The organism is Nocardioides coralli, assembly GCF_019880385.1.
Taxonomy (GTDB): domain Bacteria; phylum Actinomycetota; class Actinomycetes; order Propionibacteriales; family Nocardioidaceae; genus Nocardioides; species Nocardioides coralli.
Genome location: NZ_CP082273.1, coordinates 599,884 through 619,085, shown reverse-complemented (window position 1 = coordinate 619,085; position 19,202 = coordinate 599,884). Strand labels below are relative to the sequence as shown.

Sequence of the window (19,202 nt, the reverse complement as noted above, 5' to 3'; positions counted from 1 at the left end):
GCTCCTGGGTACGTGGGACCTCGTCGCAACCGTAACCAGATTGGTCACCTGCACAGTCGGCTGCACCCACATCCTCCGGGGGACTCGACTCCTCGCCGTCCCACCATTCAGAAGACGGATGACCGTGTGGAGTCTTTGACGACGCGGGTCTCCTCATGGACTTGCACGGGGCCGCGACGAATCAGCGGCTCCGTTTGGCTACAACGTTCTGTGGCTAGACGGGATCACATGTAGCGCCGCGAGGCTTACGCGGACCTCCCAGTTCGGGCGGATGTCTGGTAGGACCAGGAGAGTGGATGTCGAGCGCGAACGGGCAGTCCGAGAGGCAGCGATGGCATGGCTCGACCAGAGACGAGAGCCACGGGTCGACTACTCCTGGCTGCGGGGCTTCGAGTATCAAGGGCAGCAGCTGCCCTTGATGGACCGACAACGCGGGATCCGGAAGCCGCTCGGGATGGATGCGGCGCTGGCCATACGAACAGCCTTCACTGAGCCCGGCAAGACTCCGCCTTATGCCGACGCCATCGGCGTCGACGGGCTGCAGCGCTACAAATATCGCGGCGACGATCCGATGCACCCCGAGAACGTGGCTCTCCGTAACGCCATGAACGCCAAGCTGCCGCTCATTTGGTTTGTGGGCGTTTACAAGGGTCTCTATGAGCCCATCTATCCGGTATGGATCATCGGCGACGCTCCCGATCTACTGGAGTTCACGCTCGCCGTAGACCAAGCGCAGCGGTACTTGGATACGTCTTCATTCGACGATGACATGCGGCGATACGCGGAGCGACTGACCAAGATGCGTCTTCACCAACGCATCTTCCGCTCCCAAGTGCTCCTGGCGTACGACGGGAAGTGCGCGATCTGCCGTCTCCGACATAGCGAACTGCTTGACGCAGCTCACATCATCGCTGACGGTCAGCCCCACGGTGAGCCCGTTGTCCCGAACGGCTTGTCGCTGTGCAGAATTCACCACGCAGCCTTCGACAACGGAATCCTGGGCATCAGACCCGACCTGTCAGTGCACGTCCGTCAGGACGTGCTCGACGAGGTTGACGGGTGGATGCTCAAGGGCGGCATCCAGAACGTCCACAACAAGTCACTTGAGGTCGTGCCCGCAAGCTTGCCAGCGCGGCCCGATCCCGTTCGACTCGATGAGCGGTACGCCGAGTTTCTCAGCGCCTAGGCCCCGGTGAGTGAGGCCTCGCAGAGGCCGGCGAAGGCGCCGAGCTCTAGCAGTCCCGGCACCGTGGCTGGCATGTAGGCCGTCAGCGTCTCCGAGCGCACGAGGATGGCGAGCCACTGTGCGCGAGAGACCGCCACGTTCACTCGGTTGCGGTTGAGCAAAAACCCGATCCCGCGCGGAACCTCGGCCTGCGAGGACGCGGTCATGGAGGTCAGGACCACCGGCGCCTGCTTGCCCTGGAATTTGTCCACGGTCCCGACCTGGACCTCGTTGAGACCGGCTGCCTTCATCTTGCGGCTGATGAGCTGGCGCTGGGCGTTGTACGGCGCCACAACGAGGAAGTCGCGCTGATCGAGAGGCCGAGTCACGGGCAGGGCCTGCGGATCCGTCCACGGCGTCCCCATCAGCGCCTGTATGCGGGCGACGATCTCCTCCGCCTCTTCAGCGCTCGCCACGCTGTTGCCCACGTGCGGCACCCTGACCACCAGCACGCCCGGGTGGACCCCATGCAGCGTGCGAGCAGCTGGAACCTCGGTGGCCTTGAGCTCGCCGTCGTAGGACAGGGTCGAAACCAGTTCACAGACGGCCGGATGCATTCGGAAGCTCCGATCGAGGAAGTAGCCCAATTCCGGAGGCAGGGCTGCGTCCTCGCCCATGAGCCAGCCGAGGGCGGACTCATTGACCGGCTCACCGTGTGTCCCCTGGCTCACCTGTGGGAGCTGCTGGGGATCTCCGAGCAGCAGCAGTCGCCGCGCCGCCACCGAGACAGCCATGGTGTTGGCAAGCGAGAACTGTCCGGCCTCGTCGATGACCAGCAGGTCTAGGCATGCGCGTTCGAAGCTGGACGCCGAGAAGTTCCAGGCGGTCCCCCCGACGACACATCCCTCGGGGTGGTTCGCGACGAAGGCGGCAGGGTCGCCCACCGTCTGCCATGGCGCGGCAGGAGTCTTGGTGGCCTTCTTGCCGATCAGCTGCGCATCTAGCCCCGACCCGACCACGCTGGCCAGGAAATTCTCGACAACGTCGTGGGACTGGGCCACGACGCCCACTTTCCAGCCGTGCCGTTCTACAAGCTCTCTGATCACATGAGAGCCGGTGTAGGTCTTGCCAGTGCCTGGCGGTCCTTGGATGGCTAGGTACGAACTGTCGAGGTCGCGCAAGGCCGCGACGATGTCGCGTCGGACGTCGCCAGTCCTTGGCAGCGCGGCCAGAGACCGCAGGCGCGGGGGGCGCCGACGCAGCACATCGGCAATCGCACTTTGAGGCAGGATTCCGAGCTGATCGGCCCCCTCGGCGACCTCGCGCACAGCGGCTTCGAGGGGCTTGTCGTTAACGCCGTACCCCGGCACCAGGGCTAAGGGCGTCTGCGGAAACCCCGTCTGACCCCTCTTGAGCCGCTCCTCGAAACGGACCTTGACTTGTTCGTCGTTGACATGAGTCAGCTCGGTGATGGTGGCACCGCATCCGATCGCGTGGCGCGCGCCGTCGTGCGGTTCACTGCACGACGGGTACGGCGCGGCGTATAGGGCGCTCAGTTCGCCGCGGCTCACCCGGTTGCCAGGCCCCACGTGAGCGATGCACTCCAAGACCCGACTATAAGTCTGCTTGCCTGGCAGCTTCTCCCAGTCCTGCACGATCGCCGGCGAGTCACTGAACACCAGAACGTCCGAGCTGCTCTCCCACTCCGCAACGGGGTTAAAGAGTCGATGGAAGTGCTCCCAAGCCGAGGGAAGGCGCTCGCGACGGTGATAGCCAAGGGCCGAGGCGAACATCGCCCACGCCTGCTCCTCGGGAGAGCGCTCGATGCGCTCGGCGGAGCCACTGCGGCTAAGCAGCGACATCGCAAGCTCGTCGTGCTCCTCATCCTTCTCCCCGCTCTCACTCGCAGCCGGCACAGAGGAGGGGGAAGAAGATCGCTCAACAAGCGCGTACAGCCAATCGCGGAGCTCCAGCGTGCTCTCGCAGTCGTAGCGGTTGTAGTCGAGCAACGCCCCTCGAGACTTCATCGCGTCCTCGGACTTTCCCTGCTCGAGGAAGAGGCGATAGGCGTGATACTCCGCGATGGAGACGTCCCCCTTTGTCACGTCTCCGGTTCGCGGGTTCTCTATGTAGAGGGGCTCGAGCATCTTGATGCTGTACGACCGCTGCGAGATGCGAATCGAGGCGCGAACCACGGCGTACAGGTCGACGAATACGTTGTTGCGCAGCAGCTCGTCCAGGATCGCCTCATGGGTCTTGTGCTTGGCGGTCAGTCGCTTGAGTGCGGACACCTCGTAGGGCGCGTAGTGATAGATGTGCAGATCGGGATGCTCCGTCAGTCGGACGGCGACGTCGTCGAGGAATGCGATCAACTGAGCGCGCTCCTCGGCATGGCTGTCCGCCCAGAGCGGGAGGAACTCGCGCTGCTGTGTTGGATGCGCGGGGCTCGTGAGGACCCCCCAGAGATACTCCAACCCCCAGTCGCTGGGGTCGCCCTCGTTGTGAAGCGGGTCGCCCTCGAAGTCGAAGAAGAGATCCCCCGGTGACTTGGCCGGCATCGCGAGCAGAGCCTCCTCGTCAAACACTCGGAAGTGAACGCTCGGCACCTCCCCGACTGGGGTCTCCTCCTGCAGGATCTGCATCTCCGCCTGGGCGCGCAGTCGCTGGAAGGTGGTCGCCGCCATCCCCTCCGGCGCTGTCTCGCGCGCGGCTAGATCCTGGAGCGTGTATGTCCCGGCCGCGTTCAGCTTGCGGCGCTGCTCCATCCGCATCCCCGCCACGAGGATCAGATCGTCGGCCTTCTTCGCAGCTGCCTGGCAGTCCACACAGCTGCCACACACAAGCAACTCAGGCGCCGGCCACCCGACAGGCTGATCCTGTGCGGCGTGTTCGTTTAGGAGCGGCACCAGGCGGGCGCGGCGCTCCCGAAACACCGGCTCGATGTCGGACCGTCGAAACGTCTCACGCACGCCATTGCCGAGAAGCAGCTCGACCGTGGGCGCCACAGAGGCACCAAGAGCGGCGAGCTGATCCGCGTACGCGGCCAACTGCAGTAGCGCGGCAGCCTTCGCGTGACGGGCCAGCTTCGCATCGCAGACAACCCAGCCCGCATCGCTGCGACGCACGAAGTCGGCCAGCCCGAAGAACGACTCATCAAAGAACGCCGGTTGGTAGAGGACATCGGCCCCGGACTTGAGCGCTCCGGCTGTGAGCTCAGCGGCGCCATCCAAGACGGTCGCGTCTCCCCCGCGCGGCAGCTGAAACTCACGTACGCCAGACCCGGTGACGGCATCGTAGGGTCCGTGCAACTCGCGAAGCCGCTCTAGCTCACGTTTCTCGTGTCGGATACCCAGCTCCGCGATCTGCTCTATAAGGGGGTCTTCGGCCTGCTGCGCGACGGCGACGCGCCCCAGCCGGCGGTCCACCTCAGACAACAAGCCGTACTCGCAGCTCGCAGCGGCTGTCAGGTCGGTGGCGCTCCATAAAAGTCGGCTTCCGAGTAGCTGCACGTTCCCTACATACACGAGATCCCCAGTGAACGGCACGAGTCCGTCCTGCCAACGCTGGGCACAGGTCAATGACCCCGCCTACAGGACGTGATTGCCTCCCACTGTGGCACCGGCCCGGGGGAAGGCCCACAGGAAGTAGGTCAATGAGCTGATGAAGCCCTAAGGGGATCGACTAGTGTCTCATCGACGCTCGACGAACTAGTTCCTGATCCCTGAAAGGACAGCGCCAGTATGGGCACCACTGAGGTAGACGCGCTCTTCAAACCCACCTCGGCGTCCATACGGCAGCTTCTCTCAGACCTCGTCGGCGGGTTCTGCATTCCTTCCTATCAGCGGCCATACAGGTGGAAACCAGCCGACCTGCGACGGCTTTGCGAAGATTTGATTGCTGGCCTTCAGCGGCTCAGCAGCGACGAATCGGCTGTCTCATTCATTGGCGCCATCATTACGGTCAGCGGGATTAGCGATCTACATGACACCAAGCCATCCGACGCGCGGCAGGTTATTGATGGCCAGCAGAGACTAACCACGATCCTTATGTTGGCAGTCGCTCTTCATGAGCGTCTTGGGCAGCAGCAGGGGTCAGTTGACACAAGTTCTCTACCTGAAGAGGTACGGGATTGGTGCACTGAACAGATCGCGGAGACCCGTGGCGGCCTCTTTGCCTGCCTCGGCCAAGTACGGCAGTCGGGAGACGCGGCTTTCCGTAATTTACCCAAGCTGGTCAGAGATGTCTCAGACATTTGGAGCGCCAAGCAGTCGAAAGCACAGTATCGATCTCCGATCTCTCGACTTCTCATTGGATACATTCAACACGATGGGACCAACACCTACTCGCCAACCCTCCCATCTTCGATAGTTATGCCCGAGGCGCCAGGGAGCTCTCTCGCCGACTTCGAGACGGTTAATCGCAGATACCAATCGATTAAAGAGCTCGTTAGAGACCTGGCTCGAGGGCGAGAAGGCGATCTAGCGGACGCGATTGATTTGGATGTATTACTGGGCCCATCTTCCAAAGCGCTCCCCGCACTCTTCGAGAACGTAACCGACACTTTGGCTCCGTCCCTCCGAACGGCCGCCCTTACATCCACGCAGCTCAGCGAGGCCTTGAGGCTGCTGCTTCTGAGTCGATTCCTCCTCGAAAGAGTGGCATTAACTCAGATCAACGCTAAAGACGAAGCGTATGCATTCGACTTGTTCGACTCGCTGAACACCACGGGCGAGCCTCTCACAGCACTGGAAACCTTTTTGCCGTTGGTGGTTGAGGCGGAAGGGGTGGAGAAATATCCAACGTCACCTAGCTTCGAGCACATGTCGCTGACCAGTAGGCTGCTTGGCGACGACGATAACGTTCAGCGGCAGGCCGAACGTCTGGTGACCATGTTCTTGCTGTCGGACGCGGGATTAAAAGTTCCAAACAAGCACAATGATCAACGGCGTGAGCTTAACAAGCGGTACAAGAGCGCCGAGAACGCGGACCAGCAGCGAGCGATGACGCGATACTTGGCAGACTGCAGCCTGACGTACTTCCACATGTGGCAAGAGTTGGAACTGTCGACTGGAGCGACCGGGGTCGAAGGGCACCTCGACGATCAGTCACTTTTTGCGCTTCGTTTCCTTAACCAAATCAACCACACTGTCGTCCTCGCCCCGCTTGCCCGATACTTCGCCGCATGGCGCAAGGACCCGTCAGTACAGACGGTTTCTGCCCTACAGGCGGCCATTAAGTCCTCCACGGCATTCTCCGTCCTTTGGCGTGCGGCTCATGGCGGGACCGATGGCATCGATGGTATCTACCGGAAGATCATGTCAAGCGGCGTCGACGGGATTTGCGCCCCCCTTGCCCGCACCGCAGGTTCTAGCCATGACGAGCGGGAGCTTCCCGACGTGAGCGCTCTCGCTGCCGCGTACCGACACCACCTGGCAGGCGCCAACGGCTATAGCTTCTCCAGCAAGTCTGACTGGTTAGCTCACGTGGCCGGACGTCCGATCTATGATGAGCAGTTCGAGTTGTCCAGGTTCCTCCTGCTGCTCGCCGCCCATCACGCCGTCCCAGAAGAGACCTCAGGGCTAACCAAGGACGGCGCCAAGGCTGACCACACCGACATGCTTAAGCCCGATCGCTACACAACCGACGATCGGCTCGCCACGGTTGAACACGTCGCACCACAGAATCCGACACCAGACGATTGGGCAATTGACCTATACGCGTCCCCCTCCGCGATCCCAGTCCTTGGAAATCTGACCCTCTTGCCCTTGGACGACAACTCATTCATCAGCAACCGGCCTTGGAACGAGAAGCGTCGCCTATATTCGGCTCTATCGGCCGAGTCGCCAGACGCCGCCCGTGCTCTACTGGAGGCAGCTGTCAAGGAAGGCGTCTCTCTCAGTCCGGAGAAGATCGATTTCCTAGTTGGTCGGCGGCTCCACCTCCCTGTCCTGCAGGCAATCGCCAATTACGAAGGAGAGTGGGACAGAGATTTCATCGATCAACGCACCAGAAACCTCCTAGAGAGAGCTTGGACCGTTCTCGACGGATGGCTATCCACCTAGTCACATGCTCGGCGAACTGGGTGCGCCACAGGCGCGGGGACCGAGCTCTCCATCAAGCGGGCGCCCCCAAGCGCCTGGACAAAGCGTTCGCACCTTGGGTGAGGCAGGAACGCAGAGCTTCTTGAATGCAACCACCACATGTAGAGGTGCCTAATTCAATGTTGACCTTCGAGGAGCTGCTGTCCAGGGCGAGCGATCCAACCCTCCAGGAGCTCGTGGGTCGGAAGGTTGTCCGACTTCTCGCCAAGCTGCAAGAAGACCTTGCTCATCCAGATCGGCTGCGCGAGGTCCTGCAAGACCTAAGGGCCCCTTCGGAGCTCCTACTGAATCGAGACTCAAGGGCCGAGCTCGCGTCCCTGCTGCCCCCTTCCCAGGCTCGTGATCTTGCAACGGCGCTGGACCTGCCGGGGGATGATCCCTTCCGCGAGCTCTCGAGCGTGTCGATACGGCGTGGGTCAGAGCGCGCAAGACGGCTCTTGGAGTTCTTCTACGTCCAAGACGAGTCGCCGCCGGTGAGGGATGCTCCGACGAGCACAACGGTCACGGTGGGTCACGGACTTTTCCCGCATCAGCGCAATGCGGCCCGACAAGTCCTAAGCCTGTTGGAGGCTGAGCCGCAGCGTGCACTGCTCCACATGCCGACTGGATCCGGTAAGACCCGTACGGCCATGAACGCCATTTGCGAGCTCATGAACCGGAGCGAGCCATTCCTGGCGGTCTGGCTGGCGCACTCCGAGGAGCTCTGCGAGCAGGCCGTGGAGGAGTTTTCGTCTGCCTGGCAAAGCCTAGGTAACCGGGACGTCCCCGTGGCGCGATGGTGGGGTGACCACGAGCTCGATGCAATGTCCATGAGGGACGGGCTCCTGGTCGCCGGGCTGCCCAAGGCGTACGCCTCGGTGAAGCGCGACTTTCGTCAGCTCGGTCAGCTCTCCGGCCAAGTTGGACTCGTCGTCATGGACGAGGCCCACCAGGCGATCGCGCCCAGCTACCAGCTTGTACTCGACCTTCTGTCTCAGGCGGGTAGCCCTGCCCCACTCCTCGGTCTCAGCGCAACGCCGGGTAGGACCTGGAACGACGTTGACGAGGACCAGAAGCTCGCGGACTTCTTCTATCGCCGTAAGGTCACACTTCGCGTTGGGGGCTACGACAATCCCGTGGACTACCTCGTGGATGAAGGCTATCTAGCTGCGGCGCAGTTCGAGAGTCTGCACTCGAAGATCGGCGTCGAACTGACTCAGACCGACTACGACAACCTCGCTGACGGTCTCGATCTGCCTGCCAGAGTGCTAGAGCAACTCGCCGACGATGAGAAGCGAAACCTGCTCATCGTTAATCGGGCCGAGCAGATAACACGAACGACGGCAAGACTGATCATCTTCGCTGCAACAGTCGAGCACGCAGTCGTGTTGGCTGCAGTGCTCCGTTCCCGTGGCCTCTGGGCCCGTGCTGTCACGGGGAAGACTCCTTCCTCGGAACGAGCGCAATCCATCGGCGAGTTTCGAGACGACTCTCCCGAACCTCGAGTCTTGGTGAACTACGGTGTGCTGACAACGGGGTTCGACGCCCCCGCCACTGGAGCAGCGATCATTGCCCGTCCGACGGCGAGCCTGGTCCTCTACTCCCAGATGGTGGGTCGCGCCATTCGAGGCCCCCGGGCGGGCGGCAACGCGCGAGCTGTGATTGCCACTGTCGTGGATCCGGGGCTCGAGGGGTTCGCCTCCCCTTCAGATGCTTTCGAGAACTGGGAGGACGTGTGGGAGACAGCGCGATGACCGAGTACGACATTGTGCCGACCTCGCTCGCGGTGAAGGCGATGCGGGACAACGGATACAAGAACGCGGCCTACGCACTCGCCGAGCTGATGGACAACTCCATTCAGGCGGGGGCAACCCGTGTCGATCTGTTGTGTGCAGATCAGGAGACCATGGTCGACCAGCGGACGCGTCGTCGACTCAGCTCGGTAGCCGTACTAGACAACGGCAGCGGAATGGACTTCGACACCCTCCAGATCGCACTGCAGTTCGGCAACGGAACTCGTCTTTCGCCGGAGAACGCCGCCAAGGGGATGGGCCGATTCGGCATGGGGTTGCCAAGTGCATCCATCTCGCAGTGCCGGAGGGTCGATGTGTGGAGCTGGCAGAAAGGCGCATCGTCTGCCATGCACAGTTACATCGATCTCAACGAGATCGAGGCTGGGTCGCTCAAGGTCGTCCCTGCGCCCCAGCCGCTGGCGATTCCGGACACGTGGCTAGACGCCAAGAGCGGTGAAGGGTTCGGCGAATCCGGAACTCTAGTGGTCTGGAGTCAGATCGATCGAGCGCTCTGGCGGACGTCGAAGGCGCTCATCGACAACTCCGAAGAACTCATTGGCCGGATGTACCGCGAATGGATTCATCGCGGCGACGTGGCCATCCGCCTTCGGAGCTTTCTTGAGTACGACCCTCGAAAGCCGGTTATCGACAAGACGGCGAAGCCGAACGACCCGCTGTACCTCATGACGCGCACAACTTGTCCGGCGCCGTTCGACGACAAGCCGATGTTCCAGCCCTTCCCCTCTGAAGAGGCGTACGAGATTCGCACCACGATCCGTTTCCAGGGTGAGGATCATGAGGTCGTCACCCGGCTCGCGATCGCTTCTGAGGCGGCGCGATCGGGCGACAACGCCGGCAGCAAGCCCCACGGTCGACACGCGGCTCGCAATGTAGGTGTATCGGTTGTCCGGGCTGGCCGTGAGCTCGAACTCGACCCGGCCTGGACCACCGCATACGACCCGCGCGAGCGTTGGTGGGGAGTCGAGGTGCGGTTCGAGCCTGGACTCGATGAACTGTTTGGTGTCTCCAATAATAAGCAGTCCGCCCGCAACTTCGCTGAGGCAGCCAAGATCGACACGGCCGCCTTGATAAAGGAGCACGGCGGGTCAATCAGTCGAGCGCGTCAGGCGTTGGCGGACGAGGAAGACCCCCTCGAGCCGCTGCTAGAGCTCGTGCATCGGATCCAGACCAACATCCGCGAGATGCGCAAGTTGATTGGTGTCCAAGCCGAGGGTCGCAGACGAAAGAGGCATCAAGACAAGAGTGTCGAGGTCCAGGCGACTGAGGCAGTCCGCAAGCGCCAAGAGGCCGGCCATCGCGGCCGCAGCGACGATGACGAGCAGCGTCCGCTGGAAGAGCGTGCGAGCGAACTCGCCGAGCAGCTCGAAGCCTCGGGTCACTCGCCCGAGGCTGCCCAGGCTCTCGCCGCGGAGACGATCGATAAGGGTCTCAAGTACCGCATGGACGTCGCCTCCCTCGAAGGCGGCGCGTTCTTCTCGGTGCAGCCGCGCGGCGGCGTCCTACTCGTCACGCTGAATACTGACCACCCCGCCTATGAGCTCCTGCTGGGAGCACAAGACCCGGCTTCGTTGCCGGGGGATCCCGAGGCCCTCAAGGAGAAGCTGCAGGCTGCGCAGTCCGGCCTCGAGATGATGCTTTTCGCCTGGGCGCGTTACGAAGATGAGCAGACGTCCGTAGAGCAGCGCCGTTCGGCACAGAACGTCCGCCATGACTGGGGTCGGATGGCCGAGGGCTTCTTGGGGGCTCAGTGACCGCTGATTCGCCTAAACGAAAGGTCGTCGACGAGCTTGGGCGAGCTGAGGGGCCCATGACGGTCCCTCAGCTCGCCGCAGCGACTGGACTCGCGGAGCGAGAGGTCGACGCCCTCCTGTGGGGGTCTCCGCAATCTTTCGTGTGGCAGCCCGGCCACAAGTGGGGCCTTAAGTCCTCGAAACGACGCCCTGGTTCGGTCGATAGCGCCAAGGTTGAGGTCGTCGACTCCAAGTCGGAGCTGTTAGCGGCCAAACCCGCTAAAGACCTTGGCGCCCGCACGCTTTCTAATGGCCTGACTATCCAGTTCCGTCGTCGTGCGTTGGACACGGATGCCTTCTTCGCCGTCAAGTCGAGTGGCAACACCATCGAGCTCACGCTTAACTCGACCCACGAGATCTTTGATTATCTCCCCATCCCCTACGACGACGACGACAGCGATCACTCGCCCTACAGAGAGCTGGTCGAGACCCTGCTTTCGGCCTGGGCGCTCCACGAGGACGGTGCCAGCACACCGTCGGCGCGTCGACAGCTCGTCGATGACAGGCTCTTCTGGGGGCGCAGGGCCATCGAAATCCTTCGGGAGTGAGACGTGCCCCTCGGCGACGACTTGCTACAGCTGTGCTCTCGGGCGCGTCGCGAACTGGTCCTCTGCGCTCCCTTCGCGAAGACACACGTCATGTCGCGGCTTCTAGAACATCTGGGTACCCAGGTCCGGCTAGTGGTCATCACCAGATGGCGAGCGGAAGAGATTGCGTCGGGGGTCTCAGACCTCGAGGTACTGGAACAGGTGGCTGCGCGTGGAGGGGACGTGCTGCTACACGACCGACTCCACGCGAAGTACTTTCGCAGCGAAAGTGAAGTCCTGCTCGGGTCCGCGAACCTAACGGGGGCCGCGCTTGGCTGGAGCGCGCCACGCAACCTGGAACTGCTCATTCCCAGTCCGTTGGGAGTGGTCACGAAGCTCGAAGACCAGTTGCGCTCCGAATCGATCCGTGCCACCGCAACGTTGGCCCACGAGCTTCGGGAGATCGCCAACCAGTTGCCTATTCGGGCCACCGTGGCCCCGCCGGATGAGCTACACAGCCCCCCCGCGGTGCAACGCCCCTGGCTGCCGTCTTTTAGGCACCCGGCCGACCTATGGCTGGCCTACCGCGGTGAACAGGAGACGCTTAGTCTCCCGGGCAGGTCAGCGGCAGCGCAGGATCTCGCCTGGCTCGAGCTTCCGGGCGGCTTCGACGAGCCAGCCTTCAAACGTGTGGTCGCCGGCCGGCTCATGCAACATCCGTTCCTCACAGAGCTGGACGACTTCTTAGTCTCCAGTCAGCGCTTCGGGGCCGTTCGGGACTTTCTTGCTGCGCGGTTTGAGCTGGATCGCGAGGAGGCCGATCTGGCGTGGCAGACACTGATGCGTTGGCTACTCGAGTTCCTACCCGCTCGCTATACAGTGACCACCGCGCGCTGGTCCGAGGTGATTCAGCGGAGACCGTCCCGCGAGGAGCGAGTGTGAACCTGACCAAGTCCCGCAGCAACGTCCGCTCGATTCTGGAGAGCAACGGAATGACATGGCACGAGACAGGGGACGATCTCGTGCTCCGCTTCGCCAGCGCCCTGGTAACCATTTCCTTTCGAGAGTGGGGCTCGCAGTCGCTGGTCGAGTTGCGTTCTAAAGTGCTGCGTGGCATCTCAGCTACTAGCGAAGACGTCCTGCGCACGGTCAATGAGCTGAATTGCGAAGAGGTCTTCGGGCGATGGGTCTACTACGCAGACGAGGCCCTGCTCACCCTGGAGTACGACATGCTCGGCGATCACCTTCAAGAGCCGGAGCTCATGGCCGCTTTCACCTCCATCGCCCAGATTGCTGATCACTACGATGATGTCCTGCGGTCATCCCTTGGTGGTCACCGCGGGATTGACTAGCTAAAGGGCGCAAACGGCGCAGGCTTCACTGTCATCGTCCTCGTCAAGAGCGCCTGACAACACCTCGATCAGCGGCAGATTGCGGCGGCTCTTGGCTGCTCGCGCCATGGCGTCCGCGTGCTTCTTGAGGATCTCCTCCCGGCGCTCAAGCAGCTCAGGCAGGGTCTCGCCATTCGACCAGGTGTAATCGCGTCCCTGCATCGCGAGCCCCTGGTAGCTCGCGTCCCCCGAAGCTCCGGCATCCTTGAGTACCTTGCTCTCGATGGCCACGGCCCGCTCGAAAAGTTCGGGGTGACGGTCAGCGAGTCCGATCCACTCGGCCTTGCGCTGGTAGAAGCAGAAGTAGCAGCCGCTACGAGTCCGCCACTGGTAGTAATCCGGAAGGCCAACGCCCGCCTCGTCCAGGATTCGCAGCACTCCCTCATGGTCGATGTCGTTCTCGACGAAGGGGAAGATTGCCGAGATGTTCGGCTTGGTCGAGACGTATCCCTTGCGATTCTTCTCGTCGGCGCGGATCGCTACGTAGCTGATCGCCTCATCGTCGCCGAGCCATGCCTCAAGCGGCTTGATCTTCACCAACTTGGTGCACCAGCGCATCTGGGGGGAGGGCAGCGTGCCTCGGTAGACCTCGAACCAGTGGTCGAAGCCCTTGTCCGCATTCAGTCGCGCGATCGGCTTCCCAAGAACCACCTCGAGCTTGTTCAGGTACTCGTAGGTTTCCGGAAGCTCAGCGCCGGTGTCACAGAAGAAGTACTCCATATCGGGGACCTGGTCGCGAAGGTAGATCGCGAGGGCGCTCGAGTCCTTGCCTCCCGAAATCCCGCAGACGTGCCTTACCTTGCCGCTGCTCATGCGAGGTTCTCCTTTCTGGACGAGTCATTGTCACCGTAGGCGCGACCACCGACATCGATCCGGCTTGCCGTGCTTTCAAGCTCTACGTGGAGGAGGTGGGCCAGAATCCACTCGCGGGCTTCACGCGCGTCGACGCCATGCTCCAGAAGGCTGGCCAGCGTCGACTCAAGAGCGCGGCCAACCGCTGCGCTGCGACTCTCGTCCAACTGGACAAGACGGACAAGATCTCCGCCTCGAGAGGAGTTAACGGAGATACGCATTGCCTCGAAGTTCCCGTCGAGGGCGCGCATATCGGCGGCCAGCGCTTCAACCCGCAGGAATGCCGCGCCCAGGTCATGCATTGTCAGCTCGAACCGGTCAGCATCCTCGTCGGTCCAGCTGCTTGGCGGTGCCCCCACGACCTGCATCGCGACGTAGTCCAGCCACTCGTCACGGTCCATCTCACCCTGTAGGGCTACAGACAACGCCCTAAGGCGGGAGTCCAGGATCTTGTCCTTGACCTCGAGGCTGCGGTGCCTCAACGAGGCTTGCACGTCGCCCTGGACCTTGAGCTGGTCTCCGAGAACCTTCTCGATGCGGGAGGCGAGAACCCCTCTGGCGGCCTGCAGCTCATGGAGGGCGGCGCCCACTCGGGCGGCCACCTGCTCGTACTCGTCCTTTGGACGGCGATCCCTGATCGAGATCGGCTCCTGTCCCACGGCGGTCGGCAACAAAGCGAAGAGCAACTCATCTGGCTCCGTAGCCGACAGGAGCGCAGCACGGACCGCAGCCGCGTCTTCGCCCACGATGCGCGTCTTCTTGGCGTACTGGGTCAGCATGTTGAGGCGCGCGACCATTGAAGACACCACTGTCACCACGCTGGCCTTCTGCGGATCACCGGACAGCCCCAGCTCGACCGCCATCGCGCGAACGAACTCGTGGCGCGCGCGGCTTCGCGTTCCGAAGCACTTGAGCTCGAAGTTCCCGGGGTTGCGCAGCAGCCGCTCAACGACATCCCCCGTCAGCCGCGGTCTGAAAGTGCCGTGCTCGTACATCGCGAACTCGTCGGAGTGGGCGCACAAGACCGCCAGCAGCAGGATCGGAGCGACCCCAGCCCGCAGGCCGAACGGCGGCAGCGCTAGCTGCTCGAAGAGCCCGGCGACGTTGAGGCGAGAACCTGTGGTCGATCGGATCTCGGTAACGAACGCGTCCCACACGTGAGAGGCCTCGCTCCCCCGCTCGGGCGGAACGAACGCCCAGCTCTCACCAACCCGGCGGTGGATGCCGAACGCGGCGAAGATCGATCGATAGAGGGTCCGATCCGGACCGAAGCCGTCGAGACCGAGCTCCGCATGCTGCTGCCTCGCCTGCATGATCTCGGTGACTTCCCGGCGAGCCTTGGCCGCTTGCGACGAGAGCTCATGACGGTTGATGAGGTCGTTTCGAATCGGGATGGCGTGGGTGTAACAGGCGTCTGCCACCTCCGACACGACTGCGGCCAAGGAGCCCGTGAAACTGCGACGGTCGTCGTTCTGGGAGCTCGCCCAGATCCATTCGACCGGCGCAAGCGGACCGAAGGCCGACTCGAACTCCCGCTTCGCGTCCACGATCGCAGCGACCCGTCGCTCGCTCAGCTCCTTGCGTACGACCCAGTCGTCCTGGACCAGAGCATCGTCGCCGAGTAGGTCCTGCAGGGCGAGAACTTCGCGTGCCGCGTCGACCAGCCGCGAGGAATCCGCCTGTCCAATCACGACGGGCTTGTCTGTCTCGCGTGCCAGAACGTCGCCGCAGAACTCACCTCCGACGACGTACGCGACGAGGCCATCCCCTCGGTCACTGCTGGTCAGCGGCGTCAGGTTGGCGCGGTTGTCCACCCACACCCGTTCGAACGCGCGAAGCGTTCCCGACTGGTGTGAGTGACGGGCGGCGACAACCGGCGCGAGATGCAGTACCTCGCTGAGCGCTTCATCAGCTCGGACATCTCTGATACGCCTACGCGCCTGCTCGAGCGCACCCTGGACGTCGAAGTCGCTACCCTGCCAGACCCGGTACTCGTCGGCAAAGTCGCGGTAGGTGACGAGTGCGCGTTCCTGAAGTTCCGTGAGGGCGGACTCGAACTGCCCCTGGCCCGGCCCCGGCTCCTCACCCATGGCATACCGCAGAACCTGTGCGCTGGCACGAAGGACGCCACCACTGGAAGTCAGATTCAGCAGGCCGATCGACTTGAGCAGCTCCAAGGCGGCGTCACTGAGCCCACGCGCGTCCCTGATTCTCGTGTCGATCTCGATCCAGCGGGAGGCATCCGCGGAGACTCCAACCATGTTGGATGCCGACTCGATGAAGTAGTCGTAGAGCCGGTTGAGGCGCACCGCTGGCAACGGCTGTGCGCCCTCCCAGCGGGAGTCGTGAAGGAACCGGCCAACGCTCTGGGGCTCACGGCTCGCCAGGAACGAGAACATGGTCCGCTCGTTTTGGCCGTACCGGTGACAGAGGTCCGGGAGGACCGCTAGGGCGAGAGGATGCAGGGGCCAGCTGCGACGGATGATGTCGCCGTCGTCCGCGAGGTCAGCGAGCCCGAGGACCTTGAGACGCTCGAGGTGTCCCTGTACCCAACTCGTGAGGGGGGCAGTCAGCTCCTCGTCCGCATCTCCGAATGCGGCCGCGATGAGTGCCCGGGTCTGGCTCGGCGTGTCGATGAACGGCACGTCTTCGAAACGGCCTTGGATCTTCATCCACTCACGCCGTTGGACTCCGGAGGCACCGGTTGCGTAGTCACCGAAAGCCATGTGCTGAAGCGTCACAAGGGCGATCGGATGCCGCTGACTGGATCGTGTCCACTCCGCGAGTTCCTGGAGGAGGAAGAGGTCACTCTCTCCTGGGCTCTCGGCGAAGGCCTCGAGATTCTTGCCGAACTCGTCGATGAGAATCAGCAAGGGTGCGACCTCGCTGATGCCGTGAACGAGCTCTCGGATCTCTCGGGTCTGTACGGCGAAGTCACCAGTGGTGAATCCCTCAGCCAGAACCTCGATACGCCGGGAGAGGTCCCGCACGACGCCCGTATGCTTCGCCGGCGGCTGGAATCGGGCGAGCCCATGTCCGAGCGCTCGGAGAACTGTCTTCGAAACCGGTTCCCGTTGCGCGGTCACCACGGCACGAACGAATCCAGAGCGATCCGCGTTAGCGCGCTTGCGCGCCTCAGTAACAACTGCGAGCACCTCGGGCGCCGCCTCGAACAGAATGCTGTCGGCCGTCTGACGCGAGCCGTCGGCCTTGGGTGCATAGAGGCAGTCAAGAAGCAGCGCCAGCGACGACTTCCCAGTCCCATAGGGGCCCGTTACGGAGAGAGCGACTTCACCCTCGCTGAGCATCGCATTAGCGAGCCGTTCGACGCTGTCGATCGCGCGCCCCACCGGCAAGTAGCCGTCGATGGCGTGCGTCCCGGCGTCGCGCTCCACATTGATGGACCGCGCGAACCGGTCGCGCGGCGCCTTCAGGTCAATCAGTCGCCTCACGCGGCATTGCCCCTCATGGTCGTAGGCCGGAGCTCGGCTCCGAACTGCGCGTAGTGGTCGATAAGCAACTTCTGCATGGCCGTGTACGGGTCTGTCGGGAGCACTAGCTGAGGAAGGCCGTTCGAGAGCTGCACGTTGACGGCCTCGGAAGACTCAGCCGCGCGCTCTAATAGGTCCAGCGCCGCGCCTTCGGTCAGCCGAAACGCTCGACCGGGCGAGCCTGGCTCAGCCAGGGCACGACTCATGCTGACGACACGGTCCTCGCCGCCTGCGCGAAGCATGAAGTCGATCACTGTCGCGGCGAACACCATGGGCGGGAGCGTCACCTTGGGTCCGACCATGAATCGGTACGCGCCCTTCTGCGCGCTGCTGGGCTGGACAAGACCTAGCTCGCGGAATGGGCAGTCAATCTTGTCCTCGAAGGTCGCGCGGGTTGCATGGCCGGAGGCGTACATCCTCAGAAGGACACTCACATCCTTCTTGAGGGATGTGGCGTTGGGCCGACCGAAGCCCTCGAGACGGTCGGTGACGAACGCGAGCAGCTCTTCCTCGGTGAATTCAATGGCAGGGAACTCGTTAAAGGTCACCCACCACACCGGGGCCTGCGACGGCGGAGCGAGGAGCCACCAGTGCAGAAGCCAATCGGTCCCGGGCAGCTCCATGAAGGGGTCGACGCCCTCTTGGTCGTCGAACCAGGCCCGTCCGATGTCCGTCCGCCGCAAAGTCGGCATGCGAGATCCTTCGACCTTGACGGCCTCCAAAACCTTGAAGGCCAGGCTCCAGTGGCGAATCGACTTGACCATGTTCTTGCCCACGCCCATCGACACGACGGCCGCGGCCTTGTTGAAGATGTTGGGATCAGCCGACGCGTCGTACCCCTTCTTCACCCAGCCGTACCGGGGGTGAAACGTCTCGTGTCGAGCGAAAACCCGCTCGCACGACTCGTCCAACCTCACGCGCCTGCTCCTTCTCTTGTCAGCTCTCTGACCCTTGTTGCGGCCGCAGCAATGGCGGCCGCCGCTGTCGTGACGTCATTGGGGGTTGTCTCTCGGCCCATGCTGATCCGCACGCACTCATAGGCCGTCTCCTGGGTCATGCCCATGGCTTGCAGGACGTGAGAAGCGTCGGGCACGCGTGCGGTACACGCCGACCCTGTGGAGATGAGGATCTGCGGCGCGTTCACCAGAACAGCCTCACCGTCAGCACCGACCATGCGGAGGTTGACCGTGTTGGGAATCCGAGTAGCGCCGCTCCCTACAACCTGCCAATCGTCGAGGAGCCGGTCGAGCTCGCCTAGGAAGATACGCATGAGCTCCGCATAGCAGCGGCGATCCTCCACCAGCCGCTGCACGGCCAAGTCTGCTGCGGCGCCCATCCCGACGATCCCGGGGACGTTGCTGGTCCCGCTTCTCAGGCCGCCTTCGTGGCCTCCGCCGTGGATCTGCGGCGTCACCTGGAGCCCTCGACGGACGAACAATGCTCCGGTCCCCTTGGGGCCGCAAAACTTGTGCGCGGAGAACGAGGCTAGATCCACACCAAGCATTTCCAGATCGATCTCAAGGCGTCCAGGAGCCTGGGTTGCATCCGTGTGGACGACAGCGTCGACCGCCCCCGCCATGGCGGCAATTCGCTCGAGGGGCTGCACGACGCCGGTCTCGTTGTTAGCGAGCATGACGGACACCAAAGCCACGTCCCGACCAAGAGCCCGCTCATAGTGATCCAGATCCAGAAGGCCATCGGAGTCGACCGGAAGCACCTCGAGCTTGAACCCCTTTGCCGCGATGGCCTCAGCGGTATCAAGGACCGACTTGTGCTCGGTGGCCGAAACGAGGATGCGGGCCCCGGGAGGAGCGGCGTTCATCACGCCCTTAAGGGCGAGATTGTTCGCCTCCGTCGAGCCAGAGGTCCACACGATCTCTCGGGGCCGAACACCCACAAGGTTGGCCACGCTTTCGCGGGCCCGGTCGATGGCAGCGGAGGCCAGGCGACCACCGGCGTGTGCCGAAGCGGCGTTCCAGGAACGATCCCGCATCCACGGGAGCATCTGGTCGAGCACCTCTGGTGCGACGGGTGTCGTCGCGTTGTAGTCCAGATACACGAACTCAGACATCCCAAACCTCCGCTCCAGAAC

Annotated in this window: 12 protein-coding genes; 7 read left to right on the top strand and 5 right to left on the bottom strand. The window is 63.0% G+C overall.

Features of this window, described 5'->3' with window-relative positions:
* Nucleotides 1–331 precede the first annotated feature (331 nt).
* On the top strand, nucleotides 332–1,186 hold the full coding sequence (locus K6T13_RS03075; RefSeq protein ID WP_222896981.1) for an HNH endonuclease: 855 nt from the start codon (nucleotides 332–334) through the stop codon (nucleotides 1,184–1,186).
* Here the strand turns inward: K6T13_RS03075 and K6T13_RS03070 are convergent.
* Nucleotides 1,183–4,674 carry a TM0106 family RecB-like putative nuclease gene (locus K6T13_RS03070; protein WP_222896979.1) on the bottom strand — a complete coding sequence of 1,164 codons (3,492 nt, stop codon included), beginning with the start codon at nucleotides 4,672–4,674 and terminating at the stop codon, nucleotides 1,183–1,185. The two genes, K6T13_RS03075 and K6T13_RS03070, sit on opposite strands and share 4 nt — an antisense overlap.
* A 231-nt stretch (nucleotides 4,675–4,905) precedes the next feature.
* Between K6T13_RS03070 and K6T13_RS03065 the strand changes: the two genes are divergently transcribed.
* The 6 genes from K6T13_RS03065 (at nucleotide 4,906) to K6T13_RS03040 (ending at nucleotide 12,728) form a co-directional block, all read left to right on the top strand.
* Nucleotides 4,906–7,227 (top strand): DUF262 domain-containing protein, encoded by a 2,322-nt coding sequence (locus K6T13_RS03065; protein WP_222896977.1) that lies wholly within the window; start codon nucleotides 4,906–4,908, stop codon nucleotides 7,225–7,227.
* Between the two features lie 158 nt (nucleotides 7,228–7,385).
* On the top strand, nucleotides 7,386–8,999 hold the full coding sequence (locus K6T13_RS03060; RefSeq protein WP_222896973.1) for a DEAD/DEAH box helicase: 1,614 nt from the start codon (nucleotides 7,386–7,388) through the stop codon (nucleotides 8,997–8,999).
* Nucleotides 8,996–10,810: an ATP-binding protein gene (locus K6T13_RS03055; RefSeq protein ID WP_222896969.1), complete on the top strand. Its 1,815-nt coding sequence runs from the start codon at nucleotides 8,996–8,998 to the stop codon at nucleotides 10,808–10,810. The genes K6T13_RS03060 and K6T13_RS03055 overlap by 4 nt, the downstream gene beginning before the upstream one ends.
* A gap of 56 nt (nucleotides 10,811–10,866) precedes the next feature.
* Nucleotides 10,867–11,397, top strand: coding sequence for a hypothetical protein (locus K6T13_RS03050; RefSeq protein ID WP_222896966.1), 531 nt, complete (start codon nucleotides 10,867–10,869; stop codon nucleotides 11,395–11,397).
* Nucleotides 11,398–11,619: 222 nt separating this feature from the next.
* Complete coding sequence (locus tag K6T13_RS03045; RefSeq protein ID WP_222896962.1) at nucleotides 11,620–12,318, top strand: phospholipase D-like domain-containing protein; 699 nt, start codon at nucleotides 11,620–11,622, stop codon at nucleotides 12,316–12,318.
* Nucleotides 12,315–12,728, top strand: a complete 414-nt coding sequence (locus tag K6T13_RS03040) for a T3SS (YopN, CesT) and YbjN peptide-binding chaperone 1 (RefSeq protein WP_222896955.1) — start codon at nucleotides 12,315–12,317, stop codon at nucleotides 12,726–12,728. Before K6T13_RS03045 ends, K6T13_RS03040 begins: the two co-directional genes overlap by 4 nt.
* Here K6T13_RS03040 and K6T13_RS03035 read toward each other — a convergent pair whose 3' ends face one another.
* The 4 genes from K6T13_RS03035 to K6T13_RS03020 are packed head-to-tail and all read right to left on the bottom strand — an operon-like array spanning nucleotide 12,729 to nucleotide 19,181.
* Nucleotides 12,729–13,580, bottom strand: coding sequence for a phosphoadenosine phosphosulfate reductase family protein (locus K6T13_RS03035; RefSeq protein ID WP_222896951.1), 852 nt, complete (start codon nucleotides 13,578–13,580; stop codon nucleotides 12,729–12,731).
* Nucleotides 13,577–17,071 carry a hypothetical protein gene (locus K6T13_RS03030; RefSeq protein ID WP_222896945.1) on the bottom strand — a complete coding sequence of 1,165 codons (3,495 nt, stop codon included), beginning with the start codon at nucleotides 17,069–17,071 and terminating at the stop codon, nucleotides 13,577–13,579. The genes K6T13_RS03035 and K6T13_RS03030 overlap by 4 nt, the downstream gene beginning before the upstream one ends.
* Complete coding sequence (locus K6T13_RS03025) at nucleotides 17,068–18,027, bottom strand: DUF4007 family protein (protein ID WP_222896941.1); 960 nt, start codon at nucleotides 18,025–18,027, stop codon at nucleotides 17,068–17,070. The genes K6T13_RS03030 and K6T13_RS03025 overlap by 4 nt, the downstream gene beginning before the upstream one ends.
* Complete coding sequence (locus K6T13_RS03020) at nucleotides 18,024–19,181, bottom strand: cysteine desulfurase family protein (RefSeq protein ID WP_222896937.1); 1,158 nt, start codon at nucleotides 19,179–19,181, stop codon at nucleotides 18,024–18,026. The genes K6T13_RS03025 and K6T13_RS03020 overlap by 4 nt, the downstream gene beginning before the upstream one ends.
* Nucleotides 19,182–19,202: the final 21 nt, after the last annotated feature.

Coding starts and splice junctions, on each gene's coding strand:
- K6T13_RS03075 (WP_222896981.1), top strand. CDS start 332: ATGGCATGGCTCGACCAGAGACGAGAGCCACGGGTCGACTACTCCTGG.
- K6T13_RS03065 (WP_222896977.1), top strand. CDS start 4,906: ATGGGCACCACTGAGGTAGACGCGCTCTTCAAACCCACCTCGGCGTCC.
- K6T13_RS03060 (WP_222896973.1), top strand. CDS start 7,386: ATGTTGACCTTCGAGGAGCTGCTGTCCAGGGCGAGCGATCCAACCCTC.
- K6T13_RS03055 (WP_222896969.1), top strand. CDS start 8,996: ATGACCGAGTACGACATTGTGCCGACCTCGCTCGCGGTGAAGGCGATG.
- K6T13_RS03050 (WP_222896966.1), top strand. CDS start 10,867: ATGACGGTCCCTCAGCTCGCCGCAGCGACTGGACTCGCGGAGCGAGAG.
- K6T13_RS03035 (WP_222896951.1), bottom strand. CDS start 13,580: ATGAGCAGCGGCAAGGTAAGGCACGTCTGCGGGATTTCGGGAGGCAAG.
- K6T13_RS03020 (WP_222896937.1), bottom strand. CDS start 19,181: ATGTCTGAGTTCGTGTATCTGGACTACAACGCGACGACACCCGTCGCA.